Source organism: Mesorhizobium sp. WSM3626, assembly GCF_000513935.1.
GTDB lineage: Bacteria > Pseudomonadota > Alphaproteobacteria > Rhizobiales > Rhizobiaceae > Mesorhizobium > Mesorhizobium salmacidum.
Map to the genome: position 1 here is coordinate 12,827 of NZ_AZUY01000046.1, position 17,419 is coordinate 30,245.

At 58.6% G+C, this 17,419-nt stretch carries 13 protein-coding genes and 3 pseudogenes; 10 read left to right on the forward strand and 6 right to left on the reverse strand.

Annotated elements, in window-relative coordinates:
* Positions 1-107: 107 nt before the first annotated feature.
* The 4 genes and pseudogenes from M653_RS0125075 to M653_RS1000000137820 form a co-directional block, all read left to right on the forward strand.
* Positions 108-1,274, forward strand: coding sequence for a DUF262 domain-containing protein (locus tag M653_RS0125075; RefSeq protein ID WP_027145804.1), 1,167 nt, complete (start codon positions 108-110; stop codon positions 1,272-1,274).
* The gene (locus M653_RS0125080; RefSeq protein ID WP_027145805.1) at positions 1,271-2,422 is read left to right on the forward strand and encodes a DUF3696 domain-containing protein; all 1,152 of its coding nucleotides are present in this window, start codon (positions 1,271-1,273) and stop codon (positions 2,420-2,422) included. The genes M653_RS0125075 and M653_RS0125080 overlap by 4 nt, the downstream gene beginning before the upstream one ends.
* 2 nt (positions 2,423-2,424) lie before the next feature.
* Positions 2,425-3,390 carry a hypothetical protein gene (locus M653_RS0125085; protein ID WP_032936024.1) on the forward strand — a complete coding sequence of 322 codons (966 nt, stop codon included), beginning with the start codon at positions 2,425-2,427 and terminating at the stop codon, positions 3,388-3,390.
* A gap of 209 nt (positions 3,391-3,599) precedes the next feature.
* Positions 3,600-3,883, forward strand: a pseudogene (locus M653_RS1000000137820) (aldehyde dehydrogenase family protein); the annotation flags it as partial.
* Between the two features lie 59 nt (positions 3,884-3,942).
* Here the strand turns inward: M653_RS1000000137820 and M653_RS01000000133420 are convergent.
* Positions 3,943-4,467 (reverse strand): annotated as a pseudogene (locus M653_RS01000000133420) (3-oxoadipyl-CoA thiolase); the annotation flags it as partial.
* 607 nt (positions 4,468-5,074) lie between these two features.
* On the opposite strand from M653_RS01000000133420, the gene M653_RS01000000133425 reads away from it, so the two are divergent.
* On the forward strand, positions 5,075-5,575 hold the full coding sequence (locus tag M653_RS01000000133425) for an ASCH domain-containing protein (RefSeq protein WP_032936027.1): 501 nt from the start codon (positions 5,075-5,077) through the stop codon (positions 5,573-5,575).
* Here the strand turns inward: M653_RS01000000133425 and M653_RS0125105 are convergent.
* On the reverse strand, positions 5,572-7,056 hold the full coding sequence (locus tag M653_RS0125105; RefSeq protein WP_156938262.1) for a GNAT family N-acetyltransferase: 1,485 nt from the start codon (positions 7,054-7,056) through the stop codon (positions 5,572-5,574). The genes M653_RS01000000133425 and M653_RS0125105 overlap by 4 nt on opposite strands.
* A gap of 8 nt (positions 7,057-7,064) precedes the next feature.
* Positions 7,065-7,565: a hypothetical protein gene (locus tag M653_RS01000000133430; RefSeq protein ID WP_051442792.1), complete on the reverse strand. Its 501-nt coding sequence runs from the start codon at positions 7,563-7,565 to the stop codon at positions 7,065-7,067.
* A gap of 234 nt (positions 7,566-7,799) precedes the next feature.
* Between M653_RS01000000133430 and M653_RS0125115 the strand changes: the two genes are divergently transcribed.
* Genes M653_RS0125115 through M653_RS1000000136930 form a run of 3 tightly spaced genes read left to right on the forward strand, consistent with a single transcriptional unit; the run spans position 7,800 to position 11,468 of the window.
* Positions 7,800-8,246 carry a hypothetical protein gene (locus M653_RS0125115; RefSeq protein ID WP_156938263.1) on the forward strand — a complete coding sequence of 149 codons (447 nt, stop codon included), beginning with the start codon at positions 7,800-7,802 and terminating at the stop codon, positions 8,244-8,246.
* Positions 8,243-10,726 (forward strand): N-6 DNA methylase, encoded by a 2,484-nt coding sequence (locus M653_RS0125120; protein WP_027145810.1) that lies wholly within the window; start codon positions 8,243-8,245, stop codon positions 10,724-10,726. Before M653_RS0125115 ends, M653_RS0125120 begins: the two co-directional genes overlap by 4 nt.
* Positions 10,713-11,468, forward strand: a complete 756-nt coding sequence (locus M653_RS1000000136930; RefSeq protein ID WP_156938264.1) for a hypothetical protein — start codon at positions 10,713-10,715, stop codon at positions 11,466-11,468. Before M653_RS0125120 ends, M653_RS1000000136930 begins: the two co-directional genes overlap by 14 nt.
* A gap of 257 nt (positions 11,469-11,725) precedes the next feature.
* Here the strand turns inward: M653_RS1000000136930 and M653_RS0125130 are convergent, their stop codons facing one another.
* Positions 11,726-12,421 (reverse strand): SMC-Scp complex subunit ScpB, encoded by a 696-nt coding sequence (locus M653_RS0125130; protein ID WP_027145812.1) that lies wholly within the window; start codon positions 12,419-12,421, stop codon positions 11,726-11,728.
* Between the two features lie 2 nt (positions 12,422-12,423).
* Positions 12,424-13,377 (reverse strand): DUF1403 family protein, encoded by a 954-nt coding sequence (locus M653_RS0125135; RefSeq protein WP_027145813.1) that lies wholly within the window; start codon positions 13,375-13,377, stop codon positions 12,424-12,426.
* A 1,483-nt stretch (positions 13,378-14,860) separates the two neighbouring features.
* Here M653_RS0125135 and M653_RS0125155 point away from each other — a divergent pair.
* Entirely contained in the window at positions 14,861-15,697 is an 837-nt protein-coding gene (locus tag M653_RS0125155; RefSeq protein WP_027145814.1) for a hypothetical protein, read from the forward strand.
* A gap of 2 nt (positions 15,698-15,699) precedes the next feature.
* Positions 15,700-16,236, forward strand: a complete 537-nt coding sequence (locus M653_RS0125160; RefSeq protein ID WP_027145815.1) for a hypothetical protein — start codon at positions 15,700-15,702, stop codon at positions 16,234-16,236.
* Positions 16,237-16,279: 43 nt separating this feature from the next.
* Here the strand turns inward: M653_RS0125160 and M653_RS1000000134685 are convergent.
* Positions 16,280-17,250: pseudogene (locus tag M653_RS1000000134685) on the reverse strand (IS1595 family transposase).
* Positions 17,251-17,419 lie beyond the last annotated feature (169 nt).

Here is a 17,419-nt window from a genome sequence, read left to right on the forward strand (position 1 = left end):
TCCCCTACGTCCGCGAATACTCTTGACCCATCGGCGACAGTGCTGCGAACTGTGGTATAGCGTGCTCGCAGCGGCAACCGACCAGCCGGCCGTAATCAAGGATAGCAATGAACGAGACTGAGGATGAAGCTACGCTTGAGACAGAAGTGGCCGAAAACATCATCGGCGTCGAGGCCGAACCGCTCGACCAGTCTCTAGTAATCGATCGGCCGTTTGATCCAAGTAAGATTCGCGTCACCACCGAAAAGAAAAACATCGATCTCATCGTGAGGCGCATTCAGCATAGCGAGATCGATCTTGCGCCGGAATTCCAACGTCGGGCTCGCGTTTGGCATATTCACCGCAAGAGCCAATTGATCGAATCGCTTTTGCTGCGCATCCCCTTGCCCGTCTTTTATGTAGCGGCCAATGAAAAGGACGACTGGGCTGTCGTTGACGGACTTCAGCGACTGACAACCATCTTTGATTTTATGTCCGGCGAGTTTCACCTGTCGGGTCTGGAATACCTTAGGGTGCTGGACGGCAAGGCGTTCAACGAGCTCGATCGGGCGATGCAACGCCGAATAGAGGAAACGGAACTCGTCATCAACGTGATCCAGCCGGGCACGCCCGAAGAGGTCATGATCAACATATTCAAGCGCATCAACACTGGCGGCGTTCCCCTCACCGGGCAAGAAATACGCAATGCGCTGAACAAAGGGCCCGTGCGTTCCTATCTTCGCGAGCTTGCCGAGCATCCATCGTTCATTTCAGCGACAGACGGCACTGTGCGAGATGACCGGATGGACGCGCAGGAGATGGTCCTGCGCTTCCTCGCATTCCGGATGACACCGCCGGCGGAGTACAGGGTTAATGACCTGGACACGTTCTTGAACGATGCCATGCGGCGCATCAATGCCATGACCGACCTCGAACGGGAGGCGCTGGCCAGCGAATTCGTTCGGGCGATGAGCGCCGCGCGCCACATCTTTGACCGCTTGGCCTTCCGCAAGCCTCGATTCGACGAGAACGGCAATCTAAAATCCGATCGCAATCCTGTGAGCAAGCCGCTTTTCGAGGCATGGGGAGTTTCGCTGGCCACCTTGAGCGATGGAGCTCTTTCTGATCTCGGTGAGCGCCGCGAAACTGTTGTCAGATCGTTCAATGATCTCATCCGAAGCGATCCGGAATTCGTTATTTCGATTTCCTATTCCACCGGCGTTCCCAAGCGCGTTGCGAAGCGCTTTAATGAAATCGCCTCTCTTTTACTCACGGTGTTGGCAGACCTGACGTGAAAAACCTGCATATCAAGAACTTCAAGAGCATCGCTGACGCCGAACTGCCGCTTGGCAGGATAACCTTGTTGACCGGCCTTAACGGTGCCGGCAAAAGCAGCGTCATGCAGGCGCTTTTGGCCATAAGGCAGTCCTATAAAAGTGGCGAATTGCAGCGAGGGCTTCTCAACTTCTCCGGCGAGCTTGTCGATCTTGGCTCTGCCGGCGAGGTGCTCTTCGAAGATGCCTCCGAGGACAGGATCGAGTTCTCGTTCATCTGCGACGACCGGTCAGAATCGATCCGCCTCGCGTTTGACATTACCGAAGATAGATCGATCGCGATCGCTGTCGATGCGCCGGAAAACAAGCTCGCCATCCAAAGGATGCTGGCTTACCCAACGACAAGCGCTCTGCTAACAGGAGAACTACCTGGCGCCGATCACCTCGCGTTCCAATATCTTCATGCGGAGCGAAACGGACCGCGAAAATCGCTGCCGATGTCCGGAAGACGTCGGCTGGAGCTGGGCACGCGAGGTGAGTACGTGCTGCAGGCCTTGTTTGAGCATCAGGACAGCGCAACGCTGAGCGGCAGCGATCCGAGGCGCATCGAGGGGCACGGCGCCCGCCTCAGAGATCTGGTCGAGGCTTGGTTGAGCGAGGTCAGCCCCGGCGTCCGACTCGATCTCACACCGCTCGCCCAGGCTGATCTTATTGTGGGCGGCTATACGTTTGGCAGCGAAGGATCGCTGCGCAGCCGGAGCTTTCGGGCAACCAATGTCGGCTTTGGACTGAGCTATATCTTACCCGTTTTGGTCGCGCTTCTGGCAACCCCTCCCGGCGGCTTGGTGCTCATCGAAAACCCGGAGGCGCATCTGCATCCCCGCGGCCAGACCAGGATCGGTGAGTTATGCGCCCGCGCGGCTGCGGCCGGCGTTCAGGTTCTCGTCGAGACCCATTCGGACCATCTAATGGATGGCGTCAGGATCGCCGTGCGCGAAGGCATCATCGACCCCGAGGACGCGATCTTCCACTATTTTACTCGATCGGGCTCAAAATCGTCGGTCGAGACTCCAAGCATAGACCGCTCCGGCAAATTGAGTGCGTGGCCAGCGCACTTTTTCGATCAGCATCGAAGAAATACCGCCCGGCTGGTTAAGCCGGCGAAGTGATCATGGCCGACTACGTCCTTAACCGAGCGTCGGTCTCTGCCCGCTTCGACAGCCTTCAGGCTGCGCAGGTCGAGTTCTTGGAATTAGCTAAGGCGCTGGCGGCCCTCGATGACGAAGCGGAAGCTCTGCCAGCATTCCGCTCCTACAATGACCCATGGCTCATCCTATTAGTCGATCAGCCCCACGCAGCCTTGTCGATGGGCGATGTCGCCCATAGCCTCTATGCGATTGGCGAGCACGAGGCTGCCGAGTATTTTGATGCCTTGCAAAGAATGGCGCCGGCGGATTCGGATCTTGAGGAAGCAGAAATCGAGGCGGTCTTGCGGCTTGAGCCTCAGCATGCAGCTCAAGATCATGAAGCCTGTTTTGGGCGCGCCGTCGAGGCAGCGCCAGACGCAATGCTATGCGCAGTCACCGGTGACCTGCTGGTGGGCCTCTCCCGCCAGGGCCATTGGAACGTTGACCACCTTGCCTTCAAGTCAGGGGACAAGGACTACCATCTCGATCATTTGAGCAATTCGGCGCACGCTATCGCGATCCGTGACCGTCGCACCCAAGACATGATGAGAGCGCTCACAGCACGGGATCTATGGGAAAGCAGGGGCAGGTTGTTCCCAAATCTCAAATTCGGCATCGAGGTCGAAGGCCAACTCGCCCGCTTCGACGGGGGTTTGATACCGCTATTGTTCCGCCGGTTCGCCGATCTCGATCGTCGTGCAGCGATTTGGAAAGACACGAGCTTGTTCCCTGACCATCGTCCCCGCATAAAGCCGGAGTCCGATCCGACTATGGCACAATACGCACTTCAGCGGAGGTTTCGTAATGCGCAAGGTCAAAGCACAACCTATGAGGAGCACATCTACGTAGACAGCCTTTACCGCATTCATCTTTTGAAGCTTGCCGCCGACCAAACTATTGAGATCGGCTATGTTGGTCGCCACCTGCCGACTGTCAAGCACAGGACCTAGCGTTCCAACTTTCCCTTGTGACCTCAGACTGCCGGATTTCGTGATCTCGAATACCGATCCCGGAAGTACCACACGGATCGAGTCGCATGGATCTGGTTCATCCCGAAGGATCCAGATCAATAGCCATGGCTCCTTTCCCGCGGCTTCGGCGGGCTTGTTACCTTTTGCTAATGGCTGAATATTGCCGCTGCGCCCGCCTTTGGCCTAGCTCGCCGGCGAGCGATCAGACATTCGAGATTTTTAATCCCTCGACTGGCGAATTGCTAGCGAAGCTTGCCGACATGGGCATCGAGGAGACACGCGCCGCGATCGGCAAAGCCCATGTCGCGCAGTCTCGATGGGCGGCGCTAACCGCCAGAGAGCGCAGCGACATTCTCTGGCGTTGGCGTCAGCTGATGTCGACCACGCCGACGACCTCGCAGCGATCTCAATGTTGAGATGGGCAAGCCGCTCATCGAGGCGAAGTCGGAGGTTTCGCACGATGCGATACCTGAATGGTGAATACCATCGCGAAAACAGCCGGCTCATTAGATTGAGAGCGCTCGAAGGTCCTCAGGCCAGCTCAATTGCCACAGCGATGCCCTGGCGAACGCCGATGCACATGGTGGCCAGTGCATAACGGCGGCCGCGTTCGCGAAGCTCAAGTGCGGCCGTCCCCGAGATGCGGGCGCCCGACATGCCCAGGGGATGGCCGAGCGCAATGGCGCCGCCATTCGGATTGACGTGCCCGGCATCCTCGGCGACGCCGAGTTGGCGCAGCACGGCGATGCCTTGCGAGGCAAAGGCTTCGTTGAGTTCGACGATGTCGAATTGTTGCGGCGTCAGGCCAAGCCGCGCGCAGAGCTTCTGCGTCGCCGGCGCCGGGCCGATGCCCATGATGCGCGGCTCGACACCAGCAGCGGCACCGCCAAGGATACGGGCGATCGGCGTCAGGCCGTATTTCCTGACGGCCGTTTCCGAGGCAACGATCAGCGCCGCCGCCCCATCATTGTCGCCGGAAGCATTGCCGGCCGTCACCGTGCCGCCCTGCCGGAAAGGCGTCGGCAATTTGGCCAGCGCCTCGACCGTCGTGCTTTGCCATGAGCACGTGTCAAGCAGATCGGACCCTGGTTCCTTGCGTTCGAACCTAAGCCCGCTATGGCGGTCTGGCACTGCTGTTCGGCCACCGTCTCGACGCGGGGCTGATGCGGGCGCATTGGGATGATATTCAGAAGGTGTCGATGCGCTCAGGAACCGGGTGGTGACGCCGCCGCCCATTTTGAAGAAACTCTCAGCCTACCGGCAGCAGAACAGCCTAGCGGCCGCGCTACGCGAAATCGGCCATCGAGCGCACGCTGTTCACCTTGCGCTGGTTCGAGGATATCGAACTCCGCAGCCTCGTATCGTAGGATCGAGAATCAGACGAGCCGCGCCGCGTCCTCGTCACCGCCGCCACTCCGATTTCGACTTGCGCAGCACTCCCTGATCAATCGAGACTTGCCGACCCCTTATATGCCGACCACTACGGTAGTCCTCACGATGCCCCTCCGAGTACTACGAAAACCCATCTAACGTGGGCGCACGACCGCACGACCTAATATGACGGCAACGATCCGCGAGGCGGCGTTTTTCAGGGGAAGGTCCTCCCAAGCCGTTTCGATCTGAGGGTGCATCGAGTAGAAAGAGCCTGCAACGGGACCATACCATGCTATTCAATCTTCAGACTCCTGATGGCTCTACCGGCTTGGCGATCGAGCGATTGAAGACCAAGTTGGCCCAGGAATTCCCGGGGCTGGCGTCCGTGCCGAGACGACGGTTTGTAATGGCCGAGTATTTGGCGGAAATGGTTCTGCAACGACGGAAATGCACCACTATCCGGTATGATCGCAACGCCGTTGAATATCCCGCCGAATCCCTGTTGCCGCTCTACTCGCTCGAAGAAGGCCAAGACCGCGGCAATGCTCGCTGTCTCGCCGATTTGCGAATAGTCAGTGTTCGATATGCCACCGTTGACGAACTCTCTGATTCGGATGCTGAGAACGATGGCTTCGACTCCAGGTATCACCTGTTGGAAACGCTGGAGAGCTTCTACGGACGTCTCGATCTCGATGATACCGTGTGCATCTACGCGTTCCAGCTTGCCGCAGCGAACGGGATGCAAACCAGGGCGAATTACGATCCCGCGCGCGACATTATCTCTATCTAGACGTTGAACCCCAGATTGAGGAACGGTTTCAGTCTGCTGTAGGCTACAGGCGAAAGCAGCGTGATGGACTGGGGCCACGACACCATGATGCCTTCGTGCGTGAGCGCCGCGAGAGACACTGTCGGCTCGAGATGACCGATCAGGAGGAAGTCGATAACCTTTAGCGCACGGTTGGCCTGTACCCAACCGGCCAATTCGGCGTCCGAGAAGACCGAGCGCTTGGCGGTCCATCGACGAAGCTCGGCGACGTCCGATGTTCTGCGCACCGACTCCACGACGCCGATGCTCGTGATGGATTGTGCACCGTAGGTGCTTGACTTCGTCATGTAAAAGAACAGGAGGTCGCCGGGCCGCATCTGCTCGGTGGGCGCATGGCAGATGTAAACTTTCTTGATCGTGTTGCCGGGCTTGCCGCCCGGTGGGTTTCCGGTCCCGGCCGGCGGCGCTGTGACTTCGGGAAAGAGCTTGGCATGATATCCCGGCCTGATTGGGACGACGAACTTGCGCACCGAGTTCACGTCCGCAAACCGGGGATAGTTCTTGCGGTCCGTCGCAAGGACCGACTGGCCGGCCGCAATTGCAAGCGCTCCATGCCCGATCGGCTTTTCGAACACCAACTCGCCATTGGGTCGCGTCAGAGTCCTTTCGAACCCGTACTCCTCGATGAGGCGGATCAGCGCCTCCTGCTTCTCGAAGACGGTCAGATAGGTAAGATCATACCTATTTCTTTGGGCAAACCACAGGATCTGCTTGAGCAGTTGCTCGCCAAGCTTCTGGCCCCGATAGTCCTCAGAGACCTTGAAGGTGCAGATCTTGAGGATTTTCGGGCCGCCATGCTTTGTGCCAGCCGCGACCGCCCCCTCGTCCTTGCGAATTACGATGCCGGCGATCTTCTTGCCGTCCATGATCATCCAGCAATCACGGTGCTCCTTTTTGCATTTAGCAACCCAAACGTCGAAACCACCATAGTCGGATGCCAATTCGGCGAAGATTTTGTCCTCGAAGTTGACGCCGTAGGCCTTAACCGCTTGAACCGACGGCAGGAAGACCTGTTCGGGCTCGTACAGGTACCTGATCCATGTGAGGGCGTCGGCGACCGTCAGCACCTGGTCGCTCAGGCCCGCCGCCTTGGCCCGCCGATGAATGCCGTCGTCCTCCGTGACGAAGACGTCCACGACGCCGGCCCCGACCGAGTACAACATCTTCGCGTCGCACACGTCGTTCGGCTTGGTGAGCTTCCCGTAGAGCGCCGCAAGCTCTGCATCAGCCGGGACGTGTACCCCCTTCAACTGACGGAATTTTTTGATCTTGCTGAGCGTAACGTTTCGCCGCTTTTCGTCCTTGTCCCGCCGGATGTCCTCTAGGGAGGCCTCGTGAACGAATATGTCAACGCCATGTTCCTGGCACTTGCGCTGGAGATCGGAGAAATGGGTCATCACCTCGCGGGCGTCCTCGAGGTGGATGATGACGTTGGTATCCATCAGTAGTTTCATTTACCGGCACCGAAAATGAGCTGACGGAAAGCGTCGTCGGCATATGCAAAGGATTGGGGCGGGGTGAAGTTTAGCTTATCCTTAAGCCGAGCGAGCGGAATGGGCTCCTCGATTCGGACAGGTTTTTCGAGCTTTATGACGAACCCCGACTTACGCTCGGCATAGTAGGCATCAAAATCCGGGCGCGTGATGTAAGCGACGTCACCGTAGAGCTGCCAAATACGCTCGACCGCCAGTTCTTCGACCGTGGAGATCGTCGCGTATCCGATTACCGCCTGCAGCGGCACGGTCGCGTAAATATACATGATGGCACCGGTGACAGTGCCGTACGGAAACCGCCGGCGAAGTTCGACCGTCTTCAATCCGGCAACGATCTTGGTCGCATATTCCGGTTTGATGCTTAGAACGAAATCGTGCTTGAAAAGATCTAAGGTGCTCATCGGTCCATATTCGCGATACACGGTCCAGTCGCCAAATTGCAGCCAGGTCGCCGTCAACCACTGTCGGTATCCTATAATGGGGGTGACAGCGACAGTGAATTCTTTGCTGTGAACACCTATCGGGAAACGACCGTCTAGAACAGGTCTTCAAGAGGACCAAGAAGCTCTGTCGATTGCCGGCTGCTGGAAGGGACCGCGCATCAGCGGACCCAGAGCGGTTGAGAGACAATTTCCAACATGAGGCCAATTGACTAAGCCGAGTGGGTCTCATACCCATTCGGCATGGAAACTGTGCAATTTTCCGATGCATTGCGTCTCACCGAACTTTCGGAGAGCCAGCTGCGTGAATGGTGCGGAAAGCGGGGGCTGTTCCAACCCACTGTACCTGCGCGCGGTCCCGGCCGTCTGGCGTTGTATTCTTGGCAGGATATCATCGCACTACGCATCTACCGCGAGATCGTCTCAGTCTTTGGGGGACGTGCAAGCGGCTGGACTATCGGCATAGCCGAACTGCGGCGTAGGCTTGACGGCCAGTTCTTTCCCAATCTGTGGGGCAAGTCGGCGATCTTCGCTGATCAGCACTCCGCCACACTCGGTGCCCTCTCTACCGCCCGACTGCCCGGCGCCGCCCTGATCGTGCCGCTCGATCTGCACCTCAAAGTGATAGCCAACCAAGCCACGCCCGAGGAACTCCAGGGTCAATTGCCGCTTGTGACCCAACTGGGATCGTTGCGATGACTGCCACGGGCGAATTGTGGAGCCAGCGATTCGGTCTCGCCCAATCACCCATGTTCGCCTCCGAGGAGGAGCGCGCGGGTGGAGATCATCACGTTCTTCTCGATGGTGGGCATGGCTCGTTCGGCCTTTCGGTCGTCGAAGAGCGGCCCGATCCGGCTGCCGCAGCGGGGTGGGCTTGGTCGAGTGATCTTCCGCACCATGTTGCGATCACTAAGTCCGATATCCAGGTGGTACGCTGGGACGCGGCCACCGACGCGCAGATCTACTCTCTGGACTCAGTCAATCGCGACCTTGACGGTTTCTATCGTTTCCTTTGTCGCGACCGGCTCCGCTCCAATCGAACCGTCGTTCAGCACCTCATCAACCTTTTCGGCCGCGTCCGCTCACTCGTCGCACATGCCCGGCTTCCCGACGACCGCGCGATCGATGCCTTCGTAACCATTCTCGGCGATCTGATAGCCAGCGAGGATGCGCCCGCCGATGCCACTACGTTCGGGCTGCCTGACGACGCCGCCGAATTACGCACGGCGCTAGGAGGTCCGTCGCTGGAGGAGACCCTGCGCGACATCCGTTCAGCCCCGGCCGCGCTGTCTGCACTCACGTTGCACCCGAGCCTCGCTATCCGCCATGCCGGCGGCCAACTCTTCCAAGAGGCGCATTTCGATCTGGTGCGCGCGCCACCGCCCGACATGTTCGGCTATGTTGATATAGCGACGGCTGAACCCAGTTCGCGAGGCGGCACGCATTTTACTCCACCGGCACTCGCCCGCAGCATCGTCGACCACACCATTTTGCAAGTCGAAGATCTTCCCGGCCGCCCCGAACTCACCATAAGTGACCCGGCCTGTGGCTCGGCGGCGTTTCTCCACGAGGCACTGCGAGGTTTGCGGCGGGTGGGCTTCGATGGTGCTCTTCGGATCATCGGCCGCGACATATCAGGCCCCGCCATTGCGATGGCCCGCTTCACCCTGACTTTGGCACTACGCGACTGGAAACCCGCCGGCGGCGCGGTCCTCGATCTGGCCGTCGGAAATTCACTTGCCGCGCCCGCTTTTCCGGCGGCCGACATAACGGTTATGAACCCACCATTTATCTCCGTCATCGCCCAGACGCCCGAGCAAAAGGCCCAATTACGCGCTGTGGTCGGCGACAAGGCCGGTAGCCGCGGCGACTACAGCATGGCGTTCGTGACGAAAGCGCTGGACGCGCTCGCAGATGGAGGCGCAATGGGGACGCTTTTTCCTGCAAACCTTCTGACCCATGAGGCAGCAACTCCGTGGCGCGAGCGACTGGCGAGCGAGGGTAACGTCCGTCTTCTGGCGAGTATCGGTGATTTCGGGCTTTTCAGCCAAGCACTTGTCCACGTCGCCTGTGCGGTGATCGCTAAGGGCCAGCCACGTCGCGACGAATTCACCGCGCTCGTAACCGGTAACGAGCCGGGCGCCACAGGCGATGCGCTCCGAGAGCTACGCAAAACCCATGGCATGCCGCCCGCAATCGCAAACGGTGACCGGCAGTGGAAGCTGTTCGCGACCGATGCAGCAGTGCTTGATCGCAAGCTTCCGTGGCGAATCCTGACGCCGCAGCAGCGAGCCCTGCTCGACGCCCTGGAGGCTGCGCAAACTCCCACCGTCGGTAGTCTGTTCGACATCGCGCAGGGCGTTCAGACTGGCAACTTGAAGGTTTTTCTGCTCGACGACTATGCCTTCCGTCAGCTTGGCCTCTCTCCGAAGGAGAAACGGTATTTTCGCGATGCACTGATGACAGACTCGATCGAGGATGGTCGGATCGTAAAGGTGTACCATTTGTTCTTCCCACACGGGCGCGATGGCCCTTTGTTCGCCGATGAAGCGTCGGTCGCGGCAGCCGTCCCCACATATTACCGCGCCATACTCAAGCGCAATGAACCTGCGCTCAAGGCTCGAGCTTCGATTGTGCGAGCTAACCGTGCGGACTGGTGGGGGCTGATGCACCCACGCAGCGGTACATTTGCGTTCGATAGCCGCCCACGGATTGTTTCTAAGTTCTTCGGCGCTGAAGGCAGCTTCGCGCTTGATCCTGATGCGCGCTATTTACCTTCGACTGGCCACGTTTGGACTCCGAAGCGTGATTTTCCGCAGCAGGAAGAGGGTTTCGAAGAGGAAATTCCTGGGGAGGTTAGTGAGGGCGTCAATGAGTTCGCCTTGGCTGAGGTATTGCGAGCCTATGTTGCGCTACTCAACTCCCGAGCGTTTATGCGATTGGTCTCGTTCCGGTCGGTGACCATCGCCGGAGGCCAGTTCGATTTGAGCAGTCGCTTTATCTCTCCCGTATTCCTACCCGATCTCTGGGAGAAGTCTGAGGATCCAAGCTTTGGAGAGTATGTGCGCCGGTTGGCGCGCGTAGCCACTGCGGCCGAACGGGGAGAGCCTGTGAATACAGGCGATGTAGACAGGTGGGTTGCGCAGCTCTATGGGGTGCCCGACCTTGCCGAAGGCTGACCCGGTTGAGCCCAAGTTGTCAGCCGTGGGATTCAACCAGCGCTGCAAATCACTTGCAGTCTTCTTCGCCCAAGCGCTGGAACAGTCGACCGGAGAGATCGCTTTCGCACCGGAGATCAGCAGCACGGCAGCAATTATGACGCTCGCCGGCCGCGCCAGCGAGGTCATTGCGCGCAACCTCGGCAAGGCTCACAGAGTCCTCCCACTCTGTCCAGTTACCGGCGACGTTCTCGCCTGGATCGGTTATCGTGAGCAGTGGCAAAAACAGGGGATCGAGCAGAGCTTCCGGTTCGTAGAAGGTGGTTTCACCCTGCACGTTGGCCGTCTGGGCGAAATTAAGAAGCCTCAGGTACTCAGGAGCGAATGGATCGGTCGCCGAAGCAATGCCTTCCTCAATCGAGCAGGGCATCCGCACTGGCAACTCGATGTCCTCGAAAGCGCTCGTGCCCGTGCCCCAGAGCCCCCAACGCGGTTCGACAAACCAACGGATCAGCACGCTGCCATGGAGTTTGGCGACATCTCGGCACCGGGGGTCGCAGAGGATCTGCTGTTTGGTCTCACGGTTGAACGCATGCATCTCGCGAGCGCTGCCCTTTGGTGGCGGCAACCTAGCGTTCCAGTGGCCCATCCGCTCGAGACGGTCGCAGAACTCGACCGCTGGATCCTCGGCTGCGTCGCCTATTTGCGCCAAGAGGTTGGACGCTGCGCCATCGTTCCGGTGCCCACCTATCTGGCGAGATGAAAGTGACCCTGCAGGCAAAGAGAACCCATGGATGTGAAAGGCTCCATCAACAGTGATCATAACGATCAGCCTTGGTGAGCGCGAGCAATTGGATACTGGAGCTGGAACATCATCGCCCTGCGCCGCAAGCAGGGCTTTCGTTCGGGCCAGTGGAGCTCCTCAGTTCCTGTCGAAAGCTGATGCTGCCGCTCCCACGCTGGGGATGTCCGAAAACATGCCACGGATTTCGGACATGGCTCACACACCAAAAGCCCCTCCTATTCGTCGAGTTCGAAGCCGATGTCGTCTTGACCGGCGGCTAAGTGGGGCATGATGTCGCCGGCCAGGAGCTTCTCCTTCGACAGCAGCCCGGCGTCCTCGAGCGCCTCGAAATCCGGCAGCTGGCGCAGCGTGTCGAGCCCGAACTGCGACAGGAAATTCTTGGTCGTCACATAGGTGTAGGGCGCGCCCGGCTGCGGCGAGCGTGGACCCGACGCGATCAGCTCCTGCGCGCGCAGCACGCCGATCAGATCGCGCGACACCTCCTTGCCGAAGAAGGAAGACAGCTCGCCACGCGTGATCGGCTGGAAATAGGCAATGCACATCAGCACAAGCGCCTCCGATTGGTTCAGCTCCTTTGCCCCCTCGCCCGCTGCCGTGCCGAAGGCGGCGTGGATGACGTCGCCAAAAGCCTTTTTGGTCCGGTGCTGCCAGCCGCCGGCGACCGCGACCAGCTCGTAGGGGCGGCCGGCGAGTTCGGCGCGGATGTCGTCTATAATCAGCTCGAGATTGCAGCTTTTTCCCACCACCCGCGCGAGGACACTCCGTGTCACCGGTTCGCTGGCGGCAAAGATCACCGCTTCGACCCGGCCCATCCATTCGCGCCAGCGCAGTTCGACCGGCAGATGCTCGAGCTCCGTGTCCAGCAACGCCGGCTGATCGTTTGCTTTGCGGCGGGCGGACGCTTGGCTCATCGCTAGAGCCCGAACAGCCGGAAAGAGGAACGGCCGGAAAGCTCGCGCACCGCCTCGAGGTGTTGCAGCCGTTCGAACAGCCGCCGCGTCGCAAAGCGCGACAGGTTCTTTGTCACAAGCGAGCCGGAAACGGCATCTTCATTCAGGAGCAAAAAAATCACGTCGCCGGCGCCCTTGGCGCGCAGTTTTGGCGCCACTGCCAGCAGCTTTTCGGCGCGTCGCGACAGCTCGGCGGCCAACCGGCAGGCTTCGGCCGCCGCCTGAACCAGCGCAACGCAGACCGCCCGCTCAAAACCTTTTTCCCCGGGTCGGATGCGCCTGCCGCCGGGCTCGGCGCGGAAGGCTGGCGAAAAAACCTGGGCCATCAGCAGCGGCAGCGGCCGCGGCCAGCGCAGGCTTTGCGCCAGCACCAGGTCGGCAAGCCCCCAGGCCAAAAGCTCGGAGTCGGGCCGCGTCGTGATGACGTGCGCGGCGATCGCCGCGGCGGCGAACGGCGCCGGATGGCGCGATATCGCCAGCTTTTCAATCTCCGTGCAGAGGTCGGTGAGCGCCGCGCCGTCCCAGTGGAGGCCGAACTGGTCGACGATCTTTTCGAGCCGGTCGGCGCAGACGGCGAGCGGCTGCGCGGCCAACTGCCGCCAGGCGCCAAGGATGGCGCCGGCGGGGCCGGGATCGGCGCCGGCCGGGCAAAGCTGCCAGGCATCGCGCAAGGCGGCCACGTCCTCGGCGCGGCCGGCGAGCCGCATGCTGGCGCCGGCGCAGTTGAGCGCCAGCCGCTGGCGCCAGGCGCCGGCCCAGGCAGGTTGCGCGCCGGCGAGGCTGTCGAGCGCACCCAAGGCGGCGCCGGCCCGGAAAGCGGCATCACCGTCGCTCTGCGTGCCAGCGCTTGCGAGCGCCCAAGCCGGAACGGCGGGCAGCGGGGCAGGACTGGCGGTCGCGAGATCGAGGCGAATCATGGGTTTGGAAGGTAGCGCGGCGGTGCGCTTTTGGCCACGGAGTTCGCATCAAAACGCACAGCCTGTCGGCGAGACAAAACGAATAATAATGTTGCATTATCGTTCGCATAGCGTGTGCAGCTTAATGGGAGTGTGCGAATGCACTTGAACTACCGTTTCCTTGCACGATGAGTTGGGCCGTGTGACACCAACAGCCTCACAGCCCTGCGCTTTGGCCATTGCCGCGACAAGGCCCGCGCCATGTATGATTTGCTGGCGTGCGTTGGGGATGATCCAAATGACGGACAAAGGTAATGGCGGCGGCCCGATCGAGGCCGCAGTGGTCCTGGCTGTGGCATTGGCGGCACTGGGGATTGCCGCATTCTTCGGGGCTGAAATGCTTTGGCCCGGATAGCCGAACCTACGGGCTGGATAGCGCCTGACTTGTACGGGACTAGCGTCCTTCAGAAAATGCCCATGACAACCAGGATGATCCCAATCGCCGCAAGGGCCATTTTCATCTCGAAGGCGTGACCGAAATTGTCAGTCATCTGCACCACGCACAAAGGACGCCCGGCCTGCTCATCGTGTGACACAGGATCATCCCGCAGGCCGGGCCGGACCGGCTTTTGGGGGCATGAGCCGGTGAAGGTTGAGCATGTTCCTAAGCGGACCTGTTCGCAATGGCATGTCCGAATGCGTACAAAATTCCACGTGCCGGCCTATCAGGCATATATTCCTAATTATATACGTGACAAAGCAAGGCTGATTCGGCTATGAAATCCCCGACAGGCCGGCAAATGTGAATAGGGGACAATTCGTCCCGTTTATGCGTAAACGTATTTACCGGGTGTAACCAATCTGGTTACATCCTGAGTCGGTGGAGGTGTCGGGGATCGAACCCGAATGCGGTGGTCGGTAATCAGCGCGCCGGGGCACCAGCCCCACACCCCCACTACGACTTCCCCGGATGGCTCGGGGAAGAAGGCACCCGTAGCGGGGTGCGCCATCCAGCGACGCCCGGTGGGGCGGGGTGTGAGACGCTTTGCGGGCCGACTCACCCCCTCCATCGCGCTGGAACATTCGACCCTATTGATTCGTCTTGGTCCGACAAGAGTCCCGGCCCAAAAACCGATTCTTTTCAAGGCTTTCTGGGGATACAGGCATGAACGGTGGAAAACCGGCCAAGGATTCCGACGAAAAGCGCTTCAACGAGACGCTGAAGCGGATGCTGAAGACGCCGCCAAAGCGTGAAAAGCCTACAAAGAATAAGCTAAAGGGGAACCGCGCGACGTCTGGAAAGACAGATCCGGCGAAGCAGTCCTAGGTGCCGCATCCAGATTGTATTTACCCTTCCGATTTCTAACACTTCTATCCCATTAGCGCTTAACCGGGAATCATGCTTCTATGCGCGAGGCGCATGGAGGGGTACTGACGCATGTCATTCGCAATTGGGCTTCGTTTCTATCGAATTGGGATAATCAGGAAAAGTGACAAGACTCCGATGAAGATCGGCCCCGGCGCAGAACCTTGTGATCTAATCGATTTCGCGAATGACTTTGCTGCTCGCAAGAGAGAGCCGACCGTTGAAACGTCAGAACAGCGAACATGGTTTTTTGAACCTAAGAAAACAAACTCCATTCGTACGGTTCAGGGCTACATAAATTATGGCACCCACGGCTTCGAAAGCAAGTTTAAGGACGTAACGACTCGGAAGGAAAAGTATCAAAGGAAGGCCTCCGATTTAGAGGAAATCCCGCTTTATTTCCAGATATGGGTGCCTAGTAACTCTGAATTTGCCCTTATGGCGTTCCAGTCGTTTCAGGGGAGGTCTTGCGTCTCTTTTGTTCGGTCGTCCATGATTAGGGACTTCGAAGACAAACATCACGGCTATGCAATGACATTTAGGGTCGTTGCTTCAACCGCTTCATTCCTCGACACCGCGCCTGTCAAGACCGTGACTTTCTTCAAGCCTAGGACTGTTAAAGACAAGGCTGATCGCTATCTCTTAGGTAGGCCAGCCGACGACGTCGACTATGAGGTTACCGTGCGGGCCCGCAAGCGCGGCTCGGCCTTGTCGACATACAAGGAATTGCGCGACAGATTCCCCGGTGATGGGATCGTTGAATTCGATGGACACGAGTTCGAAGGCGTAAAAGCTGACGTGAAAATGGGGCGAAAGCGCCGCACAGTCGGGATATATGGGTCGGGTTATGACGCGGGCCTGATAGATGTTTCAGAAGACGTGAAGCGCTATCCCAGCGGTCATCCTGAGTTTGAAAGCATCGAAAACGAGGTTGATGGCCTGATGGAAGATTTTTACCACGGCATCAAGACATAGCCATGCAGAAGATCAATATCCTGGGCATCGTAGCGTGGCATTTGAATTCTCTCAGAGATGATGGAGGTAAAGTTCTGTGGTCCGATATCGGCACATTTTATGTGCTGCCTATCACGATGGGAATAGTATTTTCCTTGCTTAACGGGATGATACCAAAAGATGCGTTAGGTCTATCGATTACTGTTTTTTCTATCTTTGCCGCGCTTCTTCTGAGCGTTCAGGTAGCGCTTTATAGTGTATCGCTTCGACCTCTTTCGCCGCCGGATGATCCAAAGAAAACAAAGAACTTTGAAGATCTCAAAAGGTCGAGAGACAGCCTTATAAAGGAGCTTAACGACAACATTTCATATCTAATATTGTTGTCGGTTATTTTTATTACCATGTTGCTATTCGCTTACGTGATGCAATGGGAATGCCCGCCGACATCTGGCATTGTTTTCGCGCTCTACGTTCATTTCTTTCTTACCCTGCTTATGGTGGTCAAACGCGCTAGTATCGTGTTCTCAAGGGAATATGAATCACAGTCACGACTGTCGTGACGGGCGCTTTCTTCGCAATGTAAGGAGCCTCCTCGCCTTCTGCTTAGGCGAGACGGGCTTCACCAATCCGCCGATAGGTAAGGCGCTTGCCTTCGATCATGGCAAGCAACTGGTCGTGGCGTTCGGTGTCGGTGACCTTAAGCGCGGTGCGGCGATTGTAGCGGAAATCGAACTCGGCAAGGTAGCGGTGCAAGTGAGCTTCGCCGCAATGCTGGTACACGCCGACCATGCCGCGCTTGAAGACCGAGAACACGTTCTCAATCTGTTGGAATGGATCGACGCGCCGTCCTCATAGCGGACGTATTCGCCAGCGGAATGATTAGTGGTCTTGTGCGAGGCGTATTCCTCGCCGGTCACGGTGTAGAGCTTGGATTGGTCGGTGTAGAGCGTCGAGTTGCGGTCGGCATTGCGTACCAGGATATCGCGCACAACGGCCTTGGTGGCGTGCTGGACGTGAACCATGCGGGCTTTGCCGCCACGCTCGACAAGGCCAATAACAGTGCGCTTCGGCTTCATCTTGCGCTTCAAGCGCGGCTGGCCCTTGCGCTGCGGCGAAAGGTAATCGCGATCGACGCGCCCGATGTAAGTTTCGTCGGCCTCTACGATCTTGCCTTCGCCGCCAAGCGGGCCAGATGACTTAACGTCTTCCGCCATGGCTTCACGAATGCGGTGCGCCATGAACCAAGCGGTCTTGTAGGTGACGCCAAGCATACGGTGCAGCTGGTGCGCGGACATGCCTTTCTTGGATGAAGCCATGAGGAACGTTGCCAGAAGCCACTTGTTCAAGGCGATCTTGGAGCGCTCGAACACGGTGCCGACAGTGACGGTGAACTGCTCACGGCATTCCATGCAGTTGTACAGGCCGGGGCGGTGCGCCTTGCCTTCCATCTTGGTGATACGGTCGGGATTGGCATTGCCGCAATGCGGGCAATTAGGGCCATGCGGCCAACGCTGCGCTTCCAAATGAATGCGGGCGGCGTCGGCGTCTTGGAAGATTGGGCTGTCGAGTTTCATGGCTAGGTTGCTCCCCTGCCATCTTTGTAGCAGAGCGCTCATGCTTTGTCACGTATATAATTATGTATATATTCCTATTCGCTTTGGGTTTGTGAACCAGATAATCGCCTGCGCTTTTAGAGAACTGATCATGAACTGCGTGATCTGGTGAAAGCGGGCTTTGGCTGGA

What these genes read in the sequence shown, in the direction of transcription:
- M653_RS01000000133425 (WP_032936027.1), top strand. Translation starts at nt 5,075, where the DNA reads ATGCTATTCAATCTTCAGACTCCTGATGGCTCTACCGGCTTGGCGATC.
- M653_RS0125130 (WP_027145812.1), bottom strand. Translation starts at nt 12,421, where the DNA reads ATGAGCCAAGCGTCCGCCCGCCGCAAAGCAAACGATCAGCCGGCGTTG.
- M653_RS0125155 (WP_027145814.1), top strand. Translation starts at nt 14,861, where the DNA reads ATGAAGATCGGCCCCGGCGCAGAACCTTGTGATCTAATCGATTTCGCG.
- M653_RS0125160 (WP_027145815.1), top strand. Translation starts at nt 15,700, where the DNA reads ATGCAGAAGATCAATATCCTGGGCATCGTAGCGTGGCATTTGAATTCT.
- M653_RS0125120 (WP_027145810.1), top strand. Translation starts at nt 8,243, where the DNA reads ATGACTGCCACGGGCGAATTGTGGAGCCAGCGATTCGGTCTCGCCCAA.
- M653_RS0125135 (WP_027145813.1), bottom strand. Translation starts at nt 13,377, where the DNA reads ATGATTCGCCTCGATCTCGCGACCGCCAGTCCTGCCCCGCTGCCCGCC.
- M653_RS0125105 (WP_156938262.1), bottom strand. Translation starts at nt 7,056, where the DNA reads ATGGATACCAACGTCATCATCCACCTCGAGGACGCCCGCGAGGTGATG.
- M653_RS0125075 (WP_027145804.1), top strand. Translation starts at nt 108, where the DNA reads ATGAACGAGACTGAGGATGAAGCTACGCTTGAGACAGAAGTGGCCGAA.
- M653_RS0125085 (WP_032936024.1), top strand. Translation starts at nt 2,425, where the DNA reads ATGGCCGACTACGTCCTTAACCGAGCGTCGGTCTCTGCCCGCTTCGAC.